The sequence below is a fragment of the Allobranchiibius sp. CTAmp26 genome (assembly GCF_017565405.1).
Taxonomy (GTDB): Bacteria; Actinomycetota; Actinomycetes; order Actinomycetales; family Dermatophilaceae; genus Allobranchiibius.
The window spans coordinates 1-19,063 of sequence record NZ_JAGEKR010000003.1 but is presented as its reverse complement, the minus strand read 5'-3'; the positions used below and the strand labels follow the sequence as shown (position 1 = coordinate 19,063).

The window sequence follows — 19,063 nt, the reverse complement described above, 5'->3', positions numbered from 1 at the left end:
GGACGGACAACTCGATATGGAACGCGCACTGATCCTGCGCGGTGCCCTCGCGGGCGCCGTCGGCGGGTTCCTGGCTTTCGTCTTCGCACGAATCTTCGCTGAGCCGCAGATCTCCGCGGCCATCAACTACGAGAGCGGTCGCGACGCGGCCCAGAACGCGCTGGACAAGGCGGCCGGACAGGCTGTCCCGGCGATGGGCCCGGACATCTTCAGCCGGACCATCCAGGCCAACGTCGGCATCGGCGTCGGCATGGTCTTCTTCGGCGTCGCCATGGGTCTGCTCTTCGCGGTCACCTACACGATCTGCCTCGGCCGCGCCGGCGGGGTGCGGGCACGCACCCTGGCGTTGCTCGTCGCCGGGGGCGGACTGCTGTCGATGTACGTCGTCCCGTTCCTCAAGTACCCCGCCAACCCGCCGGCCATCGGGCACGAGGACACCATCCGCAGCCGGTCGGTGCTCTACCTGACGATGACTCTGGCTGCGGTGCTGCTGCTGATCGGGGCGGTGCTGCTCGGCCGGTGGTTGCAGGCGCGGCTCGGCACCTGGAACGCGGCCCTGGCGGCCGGTGCGGCGTACGTCGTCGCGGTCGGCATCGTGATGGCTCTCCTGCCGTCGTTGGGTGAGCTGGCGGCCAACGTGCACACCTTCGGACGGCACGCCACCGAGACACCGCTGCCGCTCAGGGACCCGCAGGGGCGCATCGTCTACCCCGGCTTCCCGGCGGACACGCTGGCGACGTTCCGGATCTACTCCCTCCTCGCGCAGGTCATCCTGTGGGGCGCGATCGGGCTGGTGTTCGCACCGCTGGCCGAGCGCGTCCTGGCGCCCCTGAGCAGTCCGGAGGCTGCCCGGCGAGACGCGGCGCCGGCATCGCTGAGGTGACCGACGCACGACCGATCGGCCCCGGAACCCTGCGCACACTGGGGGAGCTGGGGCCGTTCTTCGCCGTGACCGTGCTCGACCAGGAGGGGGAGCCGCCGGCGCCGTGGAGACCGGTCGCCGAGCTGCTGGCCGACCCGGCAGCGCGGGTGGAGCAGGTACGCGCGTACCTCGCGGCGGGGGTCGGCGTCGCGCCTTCGGCGGTCGAGCCGCGGGTGGCCGCGTCGGTGATGCACCTCGGGCTGGTCGCGCGGCTGGTCTCGCCGTGGGTGGGGCTGGCCGCCCGGGACGGCGTCCACTTGCCGGTGGAGGTCGACGACCTGTGGTGGATCCCGTCGCTGGGAGGGGGTTTCGAGCTCGCGGTCGCACCGCAGGCGTTCGCGCGAGAACGCCCTGTGAGTCTCACCGTGTGGGCGGACGCGCTGGTGCACGACCTGCTGCGGCCGCTGGTGGATGCCGTGCACGGTTCGCCGACCGTCCTGTGGGGCAACACCGCCTCGGCGGTGAACGGCGCGGCCGTCGCGGGTTCGGCCGCGCACCCGGAGTCGGCTTCGCGGCTGCGTATCGTCGCCGACGGGCTGCTGGCGGCGCTGCCCGTGCCCGACGTACATACCGGTCAGGCGGGCACCCCGGATTTCCGGCGGCGCAGTTGCTGCCTGATCTACCGCGTCGGGGGCGCGGCACGGCCGCGGGCACTGTGCGGCGACTGCGTCCTCACCGCGTCCTGACCACCGGCGAGTCGGGTCGGGTCGGAACCTGCGGTCGAGCGGGTGCTCAGTCGCGGTGGGCGACCTCTTTGGCGGCGTCGGTGGACTCGTCGATCAGGTCCGCGGTAGCCCTGCGGTGACGCCACCACTCGAAGACGGCCGGCAGCAGCGAGACCAGAACGACGGCCAGGATCACCACGTCGATGTTCTTGCCCAGGCCCGGGAAGGTCTTGCCGAGCGCAAGCCCGGCGAGCATCACGATCGCGACCCACAGCACCGCACCGACGGCGCTCCAGGTGAAGAACCGCTTGCGGTCCATCCGCGATGCACCGGCCACCAGGGTGATGAACGTGCGCACGACCGGGACGAAGCGGCCGATGACCAGGGCCTTGTTGCCGTGATGGTCGAAGAAAGCGCTGGTCTTGTCGAAGTAGCTGCGCTTGACGACCCGGCCGTCACGCTCGTACAGCCGGCCACCGGCGAGCCGGCCGATCTCGTACCCTGCGACGTTGCCCGCGAACGCTGCGATCATCAGCAGCGGCATGGTCTGCCACAGCGGCATGTGGAAGCCGCTGGTGCTCGACGTCGCGGTGAAGAGGCCGATCGAGAACAGCAGCGAGTCACCGGGCAGGAACGGGAAGAGCACCCCGCACTCGATGAAGACGATCAGGATCGAGAACCAGAAGAACGCACCACCGAACTGTCCGAGCAGGTAGTTGGGGTCCATGAAGCTCGGGCCGAGGGAGTGCATCACCCTCCCAGGTTACGGGGAAGCCGCTGAGTGCATGCTGTGCCAACCGCCGGGGCGGCCAATGCGACCACCCGCGACAACCCGCGACGCGCGTACGACGGTGCGCGGATGTGCGCGAAGGGCGCCGGGGCTGGGTTGGGTGACGGTTTGCGTCGCTGGCCAGGGCTGCAGCACTGGCCACCGACGCAAACCGCGAGTGTCGTCGGCGGTTGCGCTCAGAAGTGGTCGGCGCAGTGCGGTGACCGAGTCCATCCGAACGCGCCGGACATCGCCGACACCGCGCCCGCCGAGTGTTCACGCACCCGTCCCGCACGGTGCAGATCGCCGACCGAGACGCCGCCCAGGTAGACCGCCGCCAGATCACGCGCGGCGAGCGTCAGGTCGGGCGCCGCGCGGGTGCGGGCGACCTCGGCATGGCCACCGGAGATCTGCAGCGAATAGCACCCGGCGACGCTCGCCAGCACCGGGTCGACGACGTCGAGCACCAGCTCGGCGTCCGTCAGGTAGCGCCGGGAGCGCAGGGCCTCGACGACGTCCAGGATCCGCAGGTAGAGCCCGTCGGCAGGGCGGATGTCGAGGGCCCGCGGGTCGGCGAGCAGGTGCAGCAGGGTCTCCTGCACCGCGGCACCGGACGCGGCGAAGGTGCGCGCCAGGTCGAGGTCGAGCAGGTAGCGCCACAGGCCGGCGTACGCCGAGGGCGTGCGCGCGAGGATCGGGCCGACGCTGACCTGACCGGCGGGACCCTTGCGGTCCCACTCGTCCTTGAAGCGGTAGGTGCCGACGCCGTCGACCGCGCCGCCGGTGTCGAAGTGCACCAGATAGCGCCGCGCCGAGCGGCCCTCGCGCCACCGTTCCGGGTCCATCGTCTCCAGCTCCCACCATCGGCCCGCGCGGTCGAACATCCCCGGCTGCTCGGCGCGTACGGCGTCGTGCACCGGTCGGGCCGCCGCGAGCCATTGGTCGGCGGCGACCTCGACCACCGAGCCCTGCGGGACGATCTCGGGCAGGAACGCGGTCGCCCGCGTCGAGCCGGCGAGCAACGCCGACCAGGTGGCGACGCCATACCCGAACCGGCCGTAGATGCCCGACTCGCTCGCCCAGAGCGCCGCCATCGGCAGGCCCTGGCTCGTCAAGTCCTCCAGTTGGTGTCGCATCATCAGGCTCAGCAGACCGCGGCGCCGGTACGCCGACGCGACCGTCACGTCCGAGACCGCCGCGCACGGCAACTCGCCGCCACCGGGCACCGACAGGGAACGCGTGGTGCTCGACGCGGTCGCCACCCAGTCACGACCCACCCGCAGGCCGAAGCTGCCCGCCGGCCCGAACAGGTCGCGGCTGAGCGCGGTGGTCTCGGGGTCCGCGGTCTCCTGGAACCCGGCCATGACGGCGTCGTACCAGGAGGGCCAGGTGCGGTCGGTGACCTGCGTCAGCCGCGGCTGCGCGAGGTGGGGCGGTTCGGGCAGACGTTTCGGGCGGGCGGTTCGCGGGGTGGGCACCGCCTCATCCCATCGGACGAACGCCCGCCAGCGCCACCGAAATTCGCGGGGAGGGTCAGGCGAGGGCCTTGCCGTCGACGTCGGGCAGCTTGCGCGTGGCGATGAGGATGATGTCGATGATGTGCCAGATCCCGCAGCCACCGCAGGTGAGCAGCTTGGCCACGCCGAGACCGGTCTGGCCCAGGTAGAAGCGATCGATGCCCAGGCTGCCGATGAAGATCGACAGCAGCAGCGTGGTGAGCCACTCGCGGTGGGAGAAGGCACCGGGGATCTGCCGGGCCAGGATGTGCTGTCCACTCGTGGTGCGCACCGGGGTATCGCCGTGCAGCGCGCCGTCCGCCGCGAGCCGCTGGCAGTCGGCGAGGGTCAGCGGGCCCCGCTCCGCGCCGTTCACGAACGCGAAGAACTGGTCACCGAGGCCGGGCTGCGCGAAACCGTAACCACCCTGCTGGGGTGCCTGGCCGTACTGCCCTGGCCCGGCCGGCCCGGCGTACCCACCCTGCTGCGGAGCTTGGCCGTACCCGCCGGACGGGCGCGGCCCGGCCCACCCGCCTTGCTGGGGTCCCTGGCCGGAGTCGGGGCCGGGCTTGCCGAGGTCGGGACCGTCGCCGGGCTGGGATCGGCCGCTGCCGTACGGGTCGTCCGTGCTCATGTCGTGTCCCTCTCGAGATGGCGTGTACGCGGTGCTCCGATGCATCCCGCGGCCGGACGATTCCATCGGTTTTCGCGGGGAAGCATGGCACGCTTCGTGCCGTGAGCGACCCGATTCCCGCGAACGAGATCGGCGTCGGACCGTGGCCCGGGCCGTGGCCGGTCGCGCCGGGCGGCGGCGTCGATCCGCGGTACGACGCCGAGCTGCTGCGCGAGGGCGACCGTCGCAACGTGCAGGACCGCTACCGCTACTGGACGATGGCCGCGATCGTCGCCGACCTGGACACCCGTCGGCACGACTTTCACGTCGCCATCGAGAACTGGGGCCACGACTTCAACATCGGGTCGGTGGTGCGGACGGCGAACGCGTTCAACGCCGCTGCCTTCCACATCGTGGGCCGTCGACGGTGGAACCGGCGTGGCGCGATGGTCACCGACCGCTACCAGCACGAGCACCACCACGTCGACGCCGCGGCGCTCGCGACCTGGGCGCGGCAGGAGACGGGCGGCATACCCCTCGTCGGCATCGACAACCTGCCGGGCTCGCGCCCGCTGGAGACCTTCGACCTGCCGCGGTCCTGCGTGCTCGTCTTCGGGCAGGAGGGTCCGGGGCTCAGTGACGCGATGCGCACGGAGTGCGAGGTGGTGCTGCACATCGAGCAGTTCGGCTCGACCCGGTCGATCAACGCGGGTGCCGCGGCCGCGATCTCGATGCACGCGTGGACCCGCAGGCACGTTTTCGACCAGTCCCCCTGAGCGTTCGAGCGTGCGAGACTGCACTCGAATCCGGACAGTGCCAGCAGCGGGTCCCCCTCGACGAACGGACCCACCGCGGCGGCCCGCACCACGCGCCGTCGTTCCCCACGAAGGAGTGAGCAGATGCCCATCGCAACGCCCGAGGTCTACGCCGACATGCTGGACCGTGCGAAGAAGAACGGCTACGCCTTCCCGGCGATCAACGTCTCCAGCAGCCAGACCCTGAACGCCGCGATCAAGGGCTTCGCCGACGCGGGCAGCGACGGCATCATCCAGGTGTCCACCGGCGGGGCGGAGTACTTCTCCGGGCAGGGCGTCAAGGAGATGGTCACCGGGTCCCTGGCGATGTCGGCGTTCGCGCACGAGATCGCCAAGAAGTACGACGTGAACATCGCCCTGCACACCGACCACTGCCCCAAGGACAAGCTCGACGGTTTCGTCCGGCCCCTCCTGCAGGCGTCGCTGGAGCGGGTGAAGGGCGGCGGCCTGCCGTACTTCCAGTCGCACATGTGGGACGGGTCCGCCGTGCCGCTGGAGGAGAACCTGCAGATCGCCGAGGACCTGTTGGAGAAGTGCAAGGCCGCGAAGATCATCCTCGAGATCGAGGTGGGTGTCGTGGGCGGCGAGGAGGACGGCGTCGAGGGCGGCGGCGGTGAGCAGCTGTACTCCACCACCGACGACGCGATCGAGACCGCGAAGGCGCTCGGCACCGGCGAGAACGGCTACTTCATGACCGCCCTGACCTTCGGCAACGTGCACGGCGTCTACAAGCCGGGCAACGTCAAGCTGCGCCCCGAGGTGCTGAAGAAGGCCCAGGACGCCGTCCACGAGGCGTTCCACACCGACACCGACAAGCCGTTCCACCTGGTCTTCCACGGGGGTTCGGGTTCGAGTGCGGACGAGATCAAGGAAGCGGTCTCGTACGGCGTGGTGAAGATGAACGTCGACACCGACACCCAGTACGCGTTCACCCGGCCGGTCGCGGGCTGGATGATCGGCAACTACGAGGGCGTCCTGAAGGTCGACGGCGAGGTCGGCGACAAGAAGAAGTACGACCCGCGCGCCTGGGGCAAGGCCGGCGAGGCGGGCATGACCGCCCGGGTCGTCGAGGCCTGCGAGAGCCTCGGGTCCGCGGGCAAGCACGCCTGACCGGGCCGCGGGAGCGGGGCTGAGCGATGATGGGCCGGTGAGTGACAACCTGCTCGGCATCCCCGAGACCCGTCTGCCCGTCGACCCCGCCGCCGCCCTGCTCGACGGCGGTGCCGACCCCACCCAGGTCGCGAGGGAGCACCCCACGTCTTCGCTGGCGTGGGCCGAGCTCGCCGAGGCCGCGCTGGAAGCTGGCGAGCCGGTGCAGGCCTACGCGTACGCCCGCACCGGCTACCACCGCGGACTGGACGCGCTGCGCAAGTCGGGGTGGCGCGGGCAGGGTCCGGTGCCCTGGGAGCACGAGCCGAACCGCGGATTCCTCCGGGCGCTCGCGGCGCTGTCCCGAGCGGCCGGCGTGATCGGTGAGACCGACGAGCAGCGCCGGTGCGCCGACTTCCTGCACGACTCCAGCGCCACGGGCGCGCGGGCCCTCGGTCTGTAGGCCGCGCCACCCGCGTGGTGGCAGGCCGCTGCGCGCGACCTCTCCCGGCACGCTCCGCGGCGATCGGCATACGGTGGCCGGGTGACTGCGCGACTGGCCGTGCTCGGGGTGGGGGATCAGGCCGAGGCGCTCTACCGCAACATCCTGCGGATGCCGCGGCTCGAACTCGCGGCGCACCGCAGCCGGCTCGGCTGGACCGACGCCGAAGGGGAGGCCGCGCTGCTGGAGTTGCGGACCCAGCGCCTCGTACGCGTGGGCACCGGCGGCGAACTCGTCACCGACCATCCGCGTGCCGCTCTCGAGCGGCTGGTGAGCGCCGAGGAGGCACGGCTCGCCACCCGGCGGCAGGATCTGGCGCGGGTGCGCGACTCGATCGACCAGTTCGCCGCCGACCATCGCATCGGCCGCGAGCTGTCGTCGACGTCCGCGCCCGATCGCGAACGGGTGGACCGTGCCGAGCTGGTCGCGGTCTCCGAGCACCTGGCCGCGTCGACCGTCGGCACCGTGCGACAGGCGGCCCGCACGCCGCCGGGTCAGGACGTCGCGGCGTACCCGACGCTGCGCCATCAGGTGGTGGAGGGGCGCGAGCTGCGGTCCCTCTACGCCGCGGACGTGGTGGAACGCTGCGCGACCTGGCGTGCCGCCTGGGCGCAGGCCGGCGAGGCTGCGCGGGTGTCGCGGACGCTGCCCTCGGACTTCACCGTGTTCGGCACGGACGTCGCTCTCGGCAGCACCGAGTGGGGCCGCTCCGACGGGGATTTCGTGGTGCTGCGCGACCCGATGGTGGTCGCGGCGTTCGTCGAGCTCTTCGACCGGCTGTGGTCGGCCTCGGCCGCGATGGAGCAGGGGGCGGATGAACCCGAGGGGCTGCTCGAGTTGATGCGGCAGGGGTTGAAGGACGAGGCGATCGCGCGAGTGCTCGGCATCTCCCTGCGGACCGTGCGGCGACGGGTGGCAGCGCTGATGGCCGAACACGGCGTGGAGACCAGGTTCCAGCTGGCGCTGCGGCTGGCGGAGCGCCGCGGTCGTGCCGACTGATCGGGTGCGTGCCCCGCACGGTTCGGGACCCGTCGTACCGCTCCGTTAGGCTCGGGTGTCGCGTGGGTCACGCCGCCATCCTGCGGTGTGGCGCACGCACACTCGCGTCAGCCACCTGGCGGCGCCAGGGCCAGGACCGACCACGGACGGGAAATCTGCGATGCCAGCGATCGTGCTTGTCGGCGCCCAGTGGGGCGACGAGGGCAAGGGCAAGGCCACCGACCTGCTGGGCAACCGGATCGACTACGTCGTGAAGTTCAACGGCGGCAACAACGCCGGGCACACCGTGGTCATCGAGCAGCCCGACGGCAGCCGCGAGAAGTACGCGCTGCATCTGCTCCCCAGCGGGATCCTCACCCCCGGTGTGGTGCCCGTGATCGCCAACGGCGTGGTCATCGACCTGGCGGTGCTCTTCGAGGAGATCGACGGCCTCAACGCGCGGGGGATCGACACCTCCCGCCTCCTCGTGAGCAGCAACGCGCACGTGATCGCGGGCTACAACAAGACTCTCGACAAGGTCACCGAGCGCTTCCTCGGCTCCCGACGGATCGGCACGACCGGCCGGGGCATCGGACCGACGTACGCCGACAAGATGAGCCGCATCGGCATCCGGGTGCAGGACCTGTTCGACGAGTCGATCCTGCGGCAGAAGGTCGAGGCCGCGCTCGATGTGAAGAACGAGCTGCTGGTCAAGATGTACAACCGGCGCGCGATCGAGGTCGACGAGACCGTGCAGGAGCTGCTGCAGTACGTCGAGCGGCTGCGTCCGATGGTGCGCGACACCTCCCTGGAGCTCGCGCAGGCGCTCGACCGCGGCGACACCGTGCTCTGCGAGGCCGGTCAGGCGACGCTGCTCGACGTCGACCACGGCACCTACCCCTACGTGACGTCGTCCAACGCGATCTCCGCCGGCGCCTGCACGGGCGCCGGCATCCCGCCGACCCGGATCGACTCGGTCATCGCGGTCCTCAAGGCGTACACCACGCGGGTGGGTGAAGGTCCCTTCCCGACCGAGTTGCTCGACGACAGTGGGGAGTTCCTGCGCAAGACCGGTGCCGAGTACGGCACGACCACGGGGCGACCGCGACGTTGCGGCTGGATCGACACCGTCATCGGGCGCTACGCGGCCCGCGTCAACGGCGTGACCGATTTCGTGCTGACCAAGCTCGATGTGCTGACCGGCCTGGAGCGGGTGCCGGTGTGCGTGGCGTACGACGTGGACGGCGTTCGCCACGACGAGATGCCGGTGTCCCAGTCCGACTTCCACCACGCGACGCCGATCTACGAAGAGCTCACCGGGTGGTTCGAGGACATCTCGCACGCCCGCCGCTACGAGGACCTGCCGGAGGCGTGCCGGGAGTACGTCGAGTTCGTGGAGTCGCGGATCGGCGCCCGCATCAGCGTGATCGGGGTCGGACCGGGGCGCGACGAGGTCGTCGTCCGGCACGACCTGCTGGAGAACAGGTGATCACCAGGACCGTCAGTGGCAACCGTCCACCGACGGGCTTCCTGATCACGCTGTGGGTGCTGACCGTCGTCTTCCTGGTCATCGCGGTGGCAGCCCTGGTGGCCAGCTGGAAGCTGCGGTCGCTGTCGCAGGAGCAGCGCGAGCAGGGTCGGGCCGCGCAGGCCGGCTGCCTTCTGGTGGGCGGGGTGCCCGCCGGTCTGTTCGGACTCTTCCTGCTCTACTGGGCCGTCCAGGTGACCTGAGACGTCCTCATGCCATTGAGGGACCTGCCGAAAGCGCCGCTCGCCCTGCTCGCGACGTGCGTGTTCTTCGCGATCTGCACCGAGATGCTGCCGGTCGGCCTGCTGCCTCAGATCGCGTCGGGCCTCGGGATCTCGGCGTCGGCCGCCGGGATCCTGGTGTCGTCGTACGCCGTCATCGTCGCCATCATGTCGGTGCCGATCGCCGCGCTCGCGGAGCGGTGGCCGCGCCGGCGCGTGCTGGCGGTCCTCCTCGGCACCTACGCGGTGAGCAACCTGATCTTCGCCGCCGCACCCGGCGATGCCGTCGCCATGGTGGCTCGGGTCATCGGCGGTGTGGCTCACGCAGGGTTCTTCGCGGTGGCGATCGCCGCGGCGGTGTCCCTCGTCGATGGCGCGTCCTCTGGCCGGGCCATCGCAGTGGTGTTGGCCGGCAACGCGCTGGCCCTCGTGTTCGGAGTGCCCCTCGGCACGGTGCTCGGTACGGCGCTCGGCTGGCGGTGGGCGTTCGTGGTCATCGCCGTCGCGCTGGCTGGGCTCGCCGCCGCCGTGCTGCGGGTGCTCCCGGCGTACGACCCCGTGCGGGCGACGGCGCGCACGCCGGTCATGACCGGCGTACGGCGCCCGGCCGTGATGGTGATGGCCGTGGTCATCACGCTGCTCGCGCTCGGACACTTCACGCTCTACACCTACGTGAGCCCGCTGCTGCTGCACGACGGGATCACCCGCCCCGACGTCGGTGCCGTCCTGTTCGGTTACGGGTGCGGCGGCGTCGTCGGGTTGGTCGCCGCGGGATGGGCGGTCAGTCGCCGTCCTGGCCTGGCACTGGTCGCCGACATCGTGCTGATGTGCCTCAGCCTGGTGCTTGCGGCCGTGGTGGGCTCGACGGGCGGCATCATCGTGGTCGTCGCCGTGTGGGGGGTGGCGTTCGGAGCCTTCCCCACCCTCACCCAGACGGTCATGTTGCGGGCTGCGGGAGACGCGACGGATGCCGCATCCTCGCTGGTGAACGCGACGACGAACCTGGGGATCGCGGGCGGAGCACTCATCGGATCCCGGCTGCTCGGCGTGGTCGCCGTGCCCTCACTCGGGTGGATCGGAGCCATCCTGGTGGCGGTGTCGCTCGTCGTCTACACCGTCGGCGTTCGCCGGCTGCGCACCTAGGCCGACGCCACTAGGCAGACGCCACACCGCCGAACCCTCAGGTCACCGGCGACGTCAGAACGCCTTGCGCACCGCCGACATGTCGTCGTCCCCGTGCCCGGCGTCGGACGCCTCCGTGAAGAGGGCGTGGACCGCATCGACCAGGTCGGTGCGCAGCCCCGCTCCGGCGACGGCGTCCCGGATCAGCCCGGCGTCCTTCAGTGCGCCGTCGAGCGCGAACGACGGGCTGTAGTCGGCGTCGATCATCGACGTGCCCTTCATCTGCGCGTACGCCGAGTCGGTCGGGCCTCCCTCGATCGAGGCGAGGAACAGGGCCGGGTCCACCCCGAGGCTCTCGGCGAGGGCGACCGACTGGGCGGTGGCCGAGGTGATCGACACGATCCATGCGTTGCACACCAGCTTCAGGGCGCTGGCCTTGCCGAGCGTGTCGCCCGCGAGGACCGTGCGGGCGGTCAGCGCGTCGAGGGCGGGTCGCGCGGCGTCGATCAGAGCTTCCGGTCCGGACAGGAGCGCCACGAGCTTGCCCTGCTCCGCGGGCGCCTTGGTGCCGAGCATCGGTGCGTCGACGATCCGGTCGCTGGCACTCTCGGTCGCGATCCGTGCGATGCCCGCCGGGCCGACCGTCGTGCTCTGCAGCCAGACCGCGTCAGCCCCCAGCGCGGGCACCAGCTCGCGTGCGACCTCGATCACCGCCTCGGCGTCGAAGAGGATCGTCACCACCACGTCGGCGTCCCGGACGGCGTCGGTGACCGTGTCCGCCACCGAGATGCCGTCCGTCGCGACGGCCTCGGCCTTCGAACGGGTGCGGTTCCACACCACCACGTCGTGCCCTGCGCGCCGCAGGGAGTGTGCCATCCCCGTGCCCATCACGCCTGTACCGATCAGTGCCACTCGCTGTGTCGTCTCCTGAGTCATGTCAGGGGTAACCGACTCGGCGGCGCCGCTCTTCCCTTCCGCGGTGCCGCATCATGAGTGTCCGCAGAATCGTGCAGGCGTCGGCCCGCAATTGCGGACACTCGCGGAGGGCCGGTGCGGCGCTCGCCCGTAGACTCGCCTCCCGTGACGGAACGTTTGGACGACTGGGTCTCCCGCCTCGCCGATGAGGTGATCGAGGAGGCACGACGACGCGACACCAAGGTCGTCTGCGCCTCCGGTCTGTCGCCGTCCGGCCCCATCCATCTGGGCAACCTGCGCGAGGTGATGACCCCTCACCTGGTCGCAGACGAGGTGAAGCGGCGCGGCGTCGAGTGCGAGCACATCATCAGCTGGGACGACTACGACCGCTTCCGCAAGGTGCCGAACTATCCCGGTGTCGACGACTCGTGGGCTCAGCACATCGGCAAGCCCCTGACCTCGGTCCCGCCGCCCAGCGGATCGCCGTACACCTCCTGGGCCGAGCACTTCCGCGCCCAGTGCGAGGAGGGACTGGCCCAACTGGGGATCGTCTACCGGGGCATCAGCCAGACCGCGCAGTACACCAGCGGGGCGTACGCCGATCAGGTGCTCTTCGCGATGAGTCACCGTGACCAGATCGACAAGGTGCTGGAGCAGTACCGCACCCTGGCCGCCAAGGACGACCCGAAGCCGTCCCAGCAGAAGATCTCCGAGGACGACGCCGCCGCGGTGGCCGAGGCCGAAGCGGGTTCCGGTGCCGCCGCCGAGGACGACGGGTCCAGCGGGTCCGGGTACTTCCCCTACCGCCCGTACAGCGCCACCACGGGCACGGACGAGACCACGGTCACCGCGTATGACGAGGCGTCCGGCGCCCTGACCTACCGGAGCGGCGACGACGAGCACACCGTCGACCTGCACACCGAGCACCACGGCAAGCTGGTGTGGAAGGTCGACTGGCCGATGCGCTGGGCCTACGAGAAGGTCGTCTTCGAGCCGTCGGGTGTCGACCACCAGTCGCCCGGGTCGTCGTACGTCGTCGGCAAGGACCTCGCGCCCGTCTTCGGCTGGGAGCGCCCGATCGGCCCGATGTACGCCTTCGTCGGGATGAAGGGGATGGCCAAGATGTCGTCCTCGCGTGGCGGCGTGCCCACTCCCTCGGACGCCATGCAGATCATGGAGCCGGCGCTGCTGCGCTGGCTGTATGCCCGGCGTCGCCCGAACCAGTCCTTCAGTGTGGCCTTCGATGCCGATGTGCAGCGGATGTACGACGAGTGGGACGCGTTGTGCCGCAAGGTCGCCGACGGCAAGGGGCAGCCTGGTGACGTGGCGGCGTGGACGCGGGCGACCTCGACTGCCGAGGGCACGCTGAGGCAGACCCCCGTGCCGGTCGCCTATCGGACGCTCGCCTCGATCGTGGACATCACGACCGGTGACGAGGAGCAGACCCTGCGGATCGTCGCGCAGCTCGACCCGTCGCAGTCGGTCACGTCGCTGGACGATCTGCGCCCGCGGCTCGACTGCGTGGAGCACTGGGTCGCCACTCAGATGCCGGCGGCCGATCGCACCGTCGTACGCGGCGAACCGGACCTGGACCACCTCGCCACCCTGACCGACCAGGAACGCGACGCGGTGCGAATCCTGCTCGACGGCAACGGCGCCGACCTCGGGCGCCTCGAGGACGGGTGGTCGTTGGACACCCTCACCCACCAGGTCTACGGCGTACCGAAGGTGCAACGCGGGCTCGCGGCCGACCAGATCGTCAAGGGCGACAAGGAGCTCGGCGCGGCCCAGCGGGCGTTCTTCACGCTGCTCTACAACCTGCTCATCGGCAAGGACACCGGTCCTCGGCTGCCCACGCTGCTGCTCGCGATCGGCCCGGAGCGGGTCCGCGCACTGCTCGCCCCCTGACAGGCAGGGAGCGTGTTCTTCGCATCGAGCGGAGGGGTCCGCGAGGGAGCGGAGGGGTTATATCCCGTCCACTCGACGCGGGACCCCTCAGCTCGATGGAAGACGGCGCGATGCGGCGTACGGGTTACTCGTCGCGCAGGCGCTCGTGGTGGTGGATGACCTCGTCGATGACGAAGCGCAGGAACTTCTCGCTGAACTCCGGGTCGAGCTGCGATGCGCTGGCGAGGCCACGCAGCCGCGCGACCTGCCGCTGCTCCCGGGCGGGATCCGCCGGCGGCAGGTCGTGCTCGGCCTTGTAGAGGCCGACCGCCTGGGTGATCTTGAAGCGCTCGGCGAGCAGGTGGATCAGCGCCGCGTCGATGTTGTCGATCGACTGCCGGTACGACGTGAGGACCCCGTCCGAGGCCACGTCCGCCGTCTCGGTGGAGGCGTGCAGGGCGTCGTCGTCAGTCATCGGTCGCTCCATCCACGGGTACGTCGACGATGGTCATCCGGTGCGCGGCACGGGTGAGCGCCACGTAGAGCACGCGGACGCCCCCGGGGGACTCGCGGGTGATCTCCGCGGGGTCCACGATCACCGTGGCGTCGTACTCCAGACCCTTCGTCGACATCGGGTCGACCAGGACGACGCGGGGGTCCGGCGTGAGCGCCGCCGAGAGAGCGGCGTGGTGCGCCGCGGGGCTCACCACGGCCACCAACCCGTCGACCTCGCTGAGCAACGTGCGCGCGGCGTCGACCACCAAGGGGGCGACCCCGGCCGGATCCGACTGCAGGACCAGCGGATCCACGCCGGTCTCGCGGACGGCGTCGGGGATGTCGGCATCCGGGACCTGGGCGCGGACCACGCACGCTGCGTAGTCGAAGATCTCCCGCGCGTTGCGGTAGTTGGTGTCCATGTGGAAGCGCTGTCGAGGCGCGGTCCCGAAGGCGTCCTCACGGGCGCGCTCGGCCTCCTCCGGCACCGGCCAGGAGCTCTGCGCCGCGTCGCCCACGACGGTCCACGACGCGTAGCGTCCGCGCCGCCCGACCATCCGCCACTGCATCGGTGAGAGGTCCTGCGCCTCGTCGATCAGCACGTGGGCGTACTCGTCGGCCTCGCCGATCCGCCCCCGCATCAGGCGCTCTCGTGGGTCGCCGGCGATCCGTTCGGACCGGCTCGTCCGCTGGGCACCGGCCGGCCCACCGACGGTGCCGAGCTCGGCGACGCCGTGACCGCGTACGTCGTCCAGCTCCTCGACCTCGTAGAAGCCGCGCTCCTCCTGTGGTGCCTCGGGCGGGCTGTCCAGCCGGGTCACCAGGTCGTCGATCAGCGCGATGTCGGCCACCGACCACTGCCCGGTCTCGAGGGCGCGGGCCATCGAGGCGCCGAGCACCTCGACGTCGGACGTCGGCAGCAGGTCGCCGGCGTACCGACGCAGGCGTTCGGGCTCGGCCAGCCACAGCAGCACCTCGCGCGGGTCGAGTGGCGCCCACCAGCGCTCGAGGAAGAGCTCGACCTCGCGGTGCTCCTGGAACTGTTCGACGAACTCGGGCCGCTCCCCGGTGCGCACCTGCGCCCACGCGGCCTCGGTCAGCGCCTCCAGCGCCGCCTTGCGTCCGGCGTTGTGCCGGTGGCCGCGCAGCACCTGGCGTCGGATCCGGTCCAGCGCCGCCCGTTCGATGCGCACGGGCGACCCCGCGACCATCGTGCGCAGCTGATCGGGACTGCCGGGCGCCAGGTCGCGCGCCGCACGCGCGAGCACCTGACGGATCGCGAGCGAACCCTTGACCCGGGCGGCCTCGGGGTCGTCGAGCCGGGACGCCGTGACGCCACCGACGACGTCGCCGAGCGATCGCAGGGAGACGCTGTCCTCGCCGAGCGAGGGCAGCACGCGCTCGATGTACGCCGTGTAGGAGCTGGAGGGGCCGACGACCAGGATCCCGCCGCTCTCGAAGCGCCGGCGGTTGGAGTAGAGCAGGTATGCCGCGCGGTGCAGGGCCACGACCGTCTTGCCCGTGCCGGGACCACCCGTGATCTCGGTGACGCCACGCGCGCTCGCCCGGATGGCCTCGTCCTGGTGCTGCTGGATGGTCGCCACGATGTCGCGCATCCGGCCGCCCCGCGAGCGGCTGAGGGCCGCCATGAGCGCGCCGTCGCCGACCACGACCATGCCGTCCGGCGCCTCGGGCACCATCAGGTCGTCCTCGACGCCGAGCACCAGGGCGTCGCGGCACCGCAGCACCCGGCGGCGTACGACGCCGTGCGGCTCCACCGGGGTGGCGCGGTAGAACGGGGACGCCGCGGGCGCCCGCCAGTCGATGACCAACGGCTCGTACTCGTCGTCGCGCACGCCCAGCCGGCCGACGTACCGCACCTCGTCCGCGAGGTCCAGACGGCCGAAGACCAGACCTTCGTACTGGGTCTCCAGGGCCTGGCGCCGACGACCGGCGTTGAAGACCAGTGCGTCCCGCTGGAAGAGGCCGGTCACCTCGTCGTCCCGGATCGCTCCTCCGCGGTCGCTGAACCCGCGGCCGAGGCCCTCGAGCTCCACGAGCCGGGCGCGCTCACCGGCCTTGCCGAGCTCGACGTACACCCGGTCGACATGGTCCTGTTCGTGCGCGATCTCGGCCGCCACCTGCGGCGGGATCGGCGGGGTGGCCGGACGGTGGGTCACGCTCACGTTGCTCCAGTAGACGTCGACGCCAAAGACGGACAACTCTAGTCATCCCAGGTGAGCGGTTCGTCGCCACCGGGGCTGCGGATGGTCAGAGCAGGTCGCGGCGTACGGCGAGCACCCCCGCCTGGAAGCGCGTGGTGGCGTTGAGGCGGTCCATCAGCGCGCGCACCCGCCGCTCGACGGTGCGCTGGGACAGTTTCATGTGCCGGGCGATGGCGGCGTCCGAGGCGCCCGCGGCCATCATCTGCAGGATCGTGCGCTCCTGGTCGGCGGCGCCCATCGCGTTCGTGCCGTCGGCGCCCATCCGCCAGGGCACCCCGATCTGCCACCCCCAACGGCAGACCTCCTTGATCGCGGTGGAGAAGGCGCTGTCGGTGACGACCAGGCCGTGCGGTTGGCCCTGGTCGTCCTCGAGGTCGACCAGCGCGAACCCCTCGTCGTTGACCAGGGTGGTCAGTCGCATGCCCGGGGTGATCCGTTGCTCGTCGCCCTTCGCGGCGCGCAGCCGCAGCATCTCGGGGAAGTTCGGGTGGTCGAGCAGGGTGTCGGAGTAGTTGGCCTGCACGTGGATCGGCGCTCCCGCGCTGTTCACCAGGTCGCGTTGATGGCCCTCCATCGGCTGGGCGAGCAGCATCCGGGACATCGGCGAGTCGGCGTACACCATCATCACCTCGTGGCGCGCCGTGCCGACCAGTCGGGTCAGCGCCTGCGAGATCTCCGCGAACGACGTCATGATCTGCACGCCTTCGAACGGGTCACGGTCCTGGGACCGCTCCTGGTTCTGCTGGAAGACACGCGTCATCGCCGCGGCGGAGGCTCGGACCGCCCGGGCCTGGTCCTCCAGGCGGGCGGCAAACGCCGGAAGCACCACGTCGGGTGGCAGCACCCGCCAGCTGGACCGGTCGAGGCGACGGATCATCCCGCGGGCCTCGAGCAGGGGGATGGTGTCGTTGATGTCGGCTTCGTTGAAGCCGCCGGCCAGCAGGTCCTCGCGCCGCAGCAGTGGCTTCGCCAGCGCGGCGAGATAGATGTCGGTCAGGTCCGTATCGCCCAGCAGATCCTCCAGCGCGCCGTCCCCGGCGGCCTCGGTGGGGGTGAAGGTGTCGCCGGGCTCCTCGTCGGGTGTCACGACAGCAATGTTCCTCCACGGACGTCCCGCGGTCGGGTACCGCGCGGTAACGGATCGGCCGGTTGGCGGATCTTCGCCAATGACGATATCCGACAACCGCCGACTTGAATCGTTGCGACTCTGACCGCATAGTTATCCCTGCAGCCCTCGGGCTGTGCGAGCCACGGAAGCGTCGCCGACCCCCCTCGGCAGACCACCGTTCCTCGCGGTGGGAACCTCCCGAAAGACCTCCCCCCTGACTTTCGGGAGGGTCCCACCACCTTTCCCCCTTCGCAGCAGGCCCCCGTGCGGCGCCCTCGCCCTCGATCGGTCGCGATGATCCTCATCCGCCCCGGTCGCCTTAGGCTCTGTGCTCGTGAAGGTCCTCGTGGTCGGTGCCGGTGCCCGTGAACACGCGCTCGTCCGGGGGCTGGTCGCCGATCCGGACGTGACCCAGGTGCTGGCCGCGCCGGGCAATCCCGGGATCGCCGAACTCGCCCCATGCCGTGATCTGCCCGACGTCCGCGACGCCGAGGCGATCCGGGCCATCGCCGACGACGGTGCCGTGGATCTGGTCGTCATCGGGCCCGAGGTGCCGCTCGTCGCCGGGGTGGCCGACGTCCTGCGGGACGCCGGGTTCGCCGTCTTCGGCCCGTCGGGCGAGGCTGCCCGACTCGAGGGCAGCAAGGCCTTCGCCAAGGATGTGATGGCCGCGGCCGACGTTCCGACGGCGCGATGCCACGTCTGCCGCACCGAGGAGCAGGTGCGCGACGCGCTCGACGCCACCGGCGCGCCGTACGTCGTGAAGGACGACGGGCTCGCGGCCGGGAAGGGCGTCGTGGTGACCGACGACCTGTCCGCGGCGGTCGATCACGCCCGGGCCTGCCTGGCCGCCGGCAGCGAGGTGGTGGTCGAGGAGTTCCTCGCCGGCCCCGAGGTGTCGCTCTTCTGCCTCACCGACGGCGAAACCGTCCGCCCCCTTGCGCCCGCGCAGGACTTCAAACGCGCGCTCGACGGTGATCAGGGCCCCAACACCGGTGGGATGGGGGCCTATTCGCCGCTGGACTGGACGCCGGAGGGTCTGGTCGAGGACGTCGTACGCCGCGTCGCACAGCCCACCGTCGACGAGATGCGCCGTCGTGGCACCCCGTTCGTCGGCGTGCTCTACGTCGGATTGGCGCTCACGGCCGCAGGACCGCGGGTCATCGAGTTCAACGCGCGCTTCGGCGACCCCGAGACCCAGGTGGTCCTCGCGCGGTTGCGCACCCCGCTCGGAGCGCTGCTGTACGCGGCCGCCACCAGCAGTCTGGCCGACCAGCTCCCGCTCGTCTGGCGTGAGCAGAGCGCGGTCACGGTCGTGATCGCCGCGCAGAGCTACCCCGCGAGCCCTGTCACCGGCGACGAGATCACCGGCATCGAGGTCTCCGACGGGGTGGCGGTGCTGCATGCGGGGACGTCGCGGCGCGGCGGGTCGCTGGTGTCCTCCGGCGGACGGGTCCTGTCGGTCGTCGCACTCGCCGACACCCTGGCCCAGGCGCGCGCGGCGGCGTACCGATGCGTCGACGGCATCCACCTGCGCGGCAGCCAGCACCGCACCGACATCGCGCTGGCCGCGGAGCGGGGCGAGGTCCACGCTCCCTGAGATCCCGATCGAGGAGGGTGTGGGGGTCGGGTCACCCTCCCGAATCGGGATCTCGACCTCGTCGCACCACGGGGGCGGACATGCGAAGGCCCCCGACCGCATGCGGTCGGGGG

Annotated in this window: 18 protein-coding genes; 11 read left to right on the top strand and 7 right to left on the bottom strand. The window is 71.1% G+C overall.

The genetic code is table 11. The features are described from left to right. The first annotated feature begins 16 nt into the window (after nucleotides 1-16). Both J4030_RS02005 and J4030_RS02000 read left to right on the top strand, forming a co-directional pair. Nucleotides 17-883, top strand: a complete 867-nt coding sequence (locus tag J4030_RS02005) for a CbtA family protein (protein ID WP_208047531.1) — start codon at nucleotides 17-19, stop codon at nucleotides 881-883. Next, nucleotides 880-1,608 carry a (2Fe-2S)-binding protein gene (locus tag J4030_RS02000; protein ID WP_208047530.1) on the top strand — a complete coding sequence of 243 codons (729 nt, stop codon included), beginning with the start codon at nucleotides 880-882 and terminating at the stop codon, nucleotides 1,606-1,608. The genes J4030_RS02005 and J4030_RS02000 overlap by 4 nt, the downstream gene beginning before the upstream one ends. 46 nt (nucleotides 1,609-1,654) lie before the next feature. On the opposite strand, the gene J4030_RS01995 is transcribed toward J4030_RS02000, so the two are convergent. The 3 genes from J4030_RS01995 to J4030_RS01985 all read right to left on the bottom strand — a co-directional run bounded on the left by J4030_RS01995 (nucleotide 1,655) and on the right by J4030_RS01985 (nucleotide 4,486). After that, nucleotides 1,655-2,338: a DedA family protein gene (locus tag J4030_RS01995; protein ID WP_208047689.1), complete on the bottom strand. Its 684-nt coding sequence runs from the start codon at nucleotides 2,336-2,338 to the stop codon at nucleotides 1,655-1,657. Nucleotides 2,339-2,553: 215 nt separating this feature from the next. Further along, complete coding sequence (locus J4030_RS01990) at nucleotides 2,554-3,834, bottom strand: GNAT family N-acetyltransferase (RefSeq protein ID WP_208047529.1); 1,281 nt, start codon at nucleotides 3,832-3,834, stop codon at nucleotides 2,554-2,556. Between the two features lie 55 nt (nucleotides 3,835-3,889). After that, the gene (locus J4030_RS01985) at nucleotides 3,890-4,486 is read right to left on the bottom strand and encodes an NINE protein (protein ID WP_208047528.1); all 597 of its coding nucleotides are present in this window, start codon (nucleotides 4,484-4,486) and stop codon (nucleotides 3,890-3,892) included. A gap of 101 nt (nucleotides 4,487-4,587) precedes the next feature. On the opposite strand from J4030_RS01985, the gene J4030_RS01980 reads away from it, so the two are divergent. The 7 genes from J4030_RS01980 to J4030_RS01950 all read left to right on the top strand — a co-directional run bounded on the left by J4030_RS01980 (nucleotide 4,588) and on the right by J4030_RS01950 (nucleotide 10,741). Next, nucleotides 4,588-5,241, top strand: a complete 654-nt coding sequence (locus J4030_RS01980) for a TrmH family RNA methyltransferase (RefSeq protein WP_307864520.1) — start codon at nucleotides 4,588-4,590, stop codon at nucleotides 5,239-5,241. A gap of 123 nt (nucleotides 5,242-5,364) precedes the next feature. Continuing rightward, the gene (fbaA, locus tag J4030_RS01975) at nucleotides 5,365-6,390 is read left to right on the top strand and encodes a class II fructose-bisphosphate aldolase (RefSeq protein ID WP_208047526.1); all 1,026 of its coding nucleotides are present in this window, start codon (nucleotides 5,365-5,367) and stop codon (nucleotides 6,388-6,390) included. A 37-nt stretch (nucleotides 6,391-6,427) separates the two neighbouring features. Further along, nucleotides 6,428-6,832: a DUF3151 domain-containing protein gene (locus tag J4030_RS01970; protein ID WP_208047525.1), complete on the top strand. Its 405-nt coding sequence runs from the start codon at nucleotides 6,428-6,430 to the stop codon at nucleotides 6,830-6,832. Between the two features lie 81 nt (nucleotides 6,833-6,913). Then, complete coding sequence (locus J4030_RS01965; protein ID WP_208047524.1) at nucleotides 6,914-7,870, top strand: helix-turn-helix domain-containing protein; 957 nt, start codon at nucleotides 6,914-6,916, stop codon at nucleotides 7,868-7,870. A gap of 160 nt (nucleotides 7,871-8,030) precedes the next feature. Further along, nucleotides 8,031-9,338: an adenylosuccinate synthase gene (locus J4030_RS01960; protein WP_208047523.1), complete on the top strand. Its 1,308-nt coding sequence runs from the start codon at nucleotides 8,031-8,033 to the stop codon at nucleotides 9,336-9,338. Then, a complete protein-coding gene (locus tag J4030_RS01955; protein WP_208047522.1) occupies nucleotides 9,335-9,580 on the top strand; it encodes a hypothetical protein in 246 nt (81 codons plus the stop codon). Before J4030_RS01960 ends, J4030_RS01955 begins: the two co-directional genes overlap by 4 nt. 9 nt (nucleotides 9,581-9,589) lie before the next feature. Beyond that, nucleotides 9,590-10,741, top strand: coding sequence for an MFS transporter (locus J4030_RS01950; RefSeq protein ID WP_208047521.1), 1,152 nt, complete (start codon nucleotides 9,590-9,592; stop codon nucleotides 10,739-10,741). Nucleotides 10,742-10,795: 54 nt separating this feature from the next. Here the strand turns inward: J4030_RS01950 and J4030_RS01945 are convergent, their stop codons facing one another. Next, nucleotides 10,796-11,656 carry an NAD(P)-dependent oxidoreductase gene (locus J4030_RS01945; protein WP_208047520.1) on the bottom strand — a complete coding sequence of 287 codons (861 nt, stop codon included), beginning with the start codon at nucleotides 11,654-11,656 and terminating at the stop codon, nucleotides 10,796-10,798. A 144-nt stretch (nucleotides 11,657-11,800) separates the two neighbouring features. Here J4030_RS01945 and J4030_RS01940 point away from each other — a divergent pair, with 144 nt between their 5' ends. Continuing rightward, on the top strand, nucleotides 11,801-13,543 hold the full coding sequence (locus J4030_RS01940; RefSeq protein ID WP_208047519.1) for a lysine--tRNA ligase: 1,743 nt from the start codon (nucleotides 11,801-11,803) through the stop codon (nucleotides 13,541-13,543). Nucleotides 13,544-13,667: 124 nt separating this feature from the next. On the opposite strand, the gene J4030_RS01935 is transcribed toward J4030_RS01940, so the two are convergent. The 3 genes from J4030_RS01935 to J4030_RS18420 all read right to left on the bottom strand — a co-directional run bounded on the left by J4030_RS01935 (nucleotide 13,668) and on the right by J4030_RS18420 (nucleotide 17,329). Then, nucleotides 13,668-13,997 (bottom strand): chorismate mutase, encoded by a 330-nt coding sequence (locus tag J4030_RS01935; RefSeq protein ID WP_208047518.1) that lies wholly within the window; start codon nucleotides 13,995-13,997, stop codon nucleotides 13,668-13,670. Further along, nucleotides 13,990-16,197: an AAA family ATPase gene (locus J4030_RS01930; RefSeq protein ID WP_208047688.1), complete on the bottom strand. Its 2,208-nt coding sequence runs from the start codon at nucleotides 16,195-16,197 to the stop codon at nucleotides 13,990-13,992. Before J4030_RS01930 ends, J4030_RS01935 begins: the two co-directional genes overlap by 8 nt. Before the next feature lie 91 nt (nucleotides 16,198-16,288). Continuing rightward, nucleotides 16,289-17,329 (bottom strand): LuxR C-terminal-related transcriptional regulator, encoded by a 1,041-nt coding sequence (locus tag J4030_RS18420; protein ID WP_208047517.1) that lies wholly within the window; start codon nucleotides 17,327-17,329, stop codon nucleotides 16,289-16,291. Between the two features lie 355 nt (nucleotides 17,330-17,684). On the opposite strand from J4030_RS18420, the gene purD reads away from it, so the two are divergent. Then, on the top strand, nucleotides 17,685-18,950 hold the full coding sequence (purD, locus tag J4030_RS01920) for a phosphoribosylamine--glycine ligase (RefSeq protein ID WP_208047516.1): 1,266 nt from the start codon (nucleotides 17,685-17,687) through the stop codon (nucleotides 18,948-18,950). Nucleotides 18,951-19,063 lie beyond the last annotated feature (113 nt).

Excerpts from the sequence above, each read along its gene's own strand:
- J4030_RS02005 (WP_208047531.1), top strand. The coding sequence starts at position 17 with ATGGAACGCGCACTGATCCTGCGCGGTGCCCTCGCGGGCGCCGTCGGC.
- J4030_RS01995 (WP_208047689.1), bottom strand. The coding sequence starts at position 2,338 with ATGCACTCCCTCGGCCCGAGCTTCATGGACCCCAACTACCTGCTCGGA.
- J4030_RS01985 (WP_208047528.1), bottom strand. The coding sequence starts at position 4,486 with ATGAGCACGGACGACCCGTACGGCAGCGGCCGATCCCAGCCCGGCGAC.
- fbaA (WP_208047526.1), top strand. The coding sequence starts at position 5,365 with ATGCCCATCGCAACGCCCGAGGTCTACGCCGACATGCTGGACCGTGCG.
- J4030_RS01960 (WP_208047523.1), top strand. The coding sequence starts at position 8,031 with ATGCCAGCGATCGTGCTTGTCGGCGCCCAGTGGGGCGACGAGGGCAAG.
- J4030_RS01950 (WP_208047521.1), top strand. The coding sequence starts at position 9,590 with ATGCCATTGAGGGACCTGCCGAAAGCGCCGCTCGCCCTGCTCGCGACG.
- J4030_RS01945 (WP_208047520.1), bottom strand. The coding sequence starts at position 11,656 with ATGACTCAGGAGACGACACAGCGAGTGGCACTGATCGGTACAGGCGTG.
- J4030_RS01935 (WP_208047518.1), bottom strand. The coding sequence starts at position 13,997 with ATGACTGACGACGACGCCCTGCACGCCTCCACCGAGACGGCGGACGTG.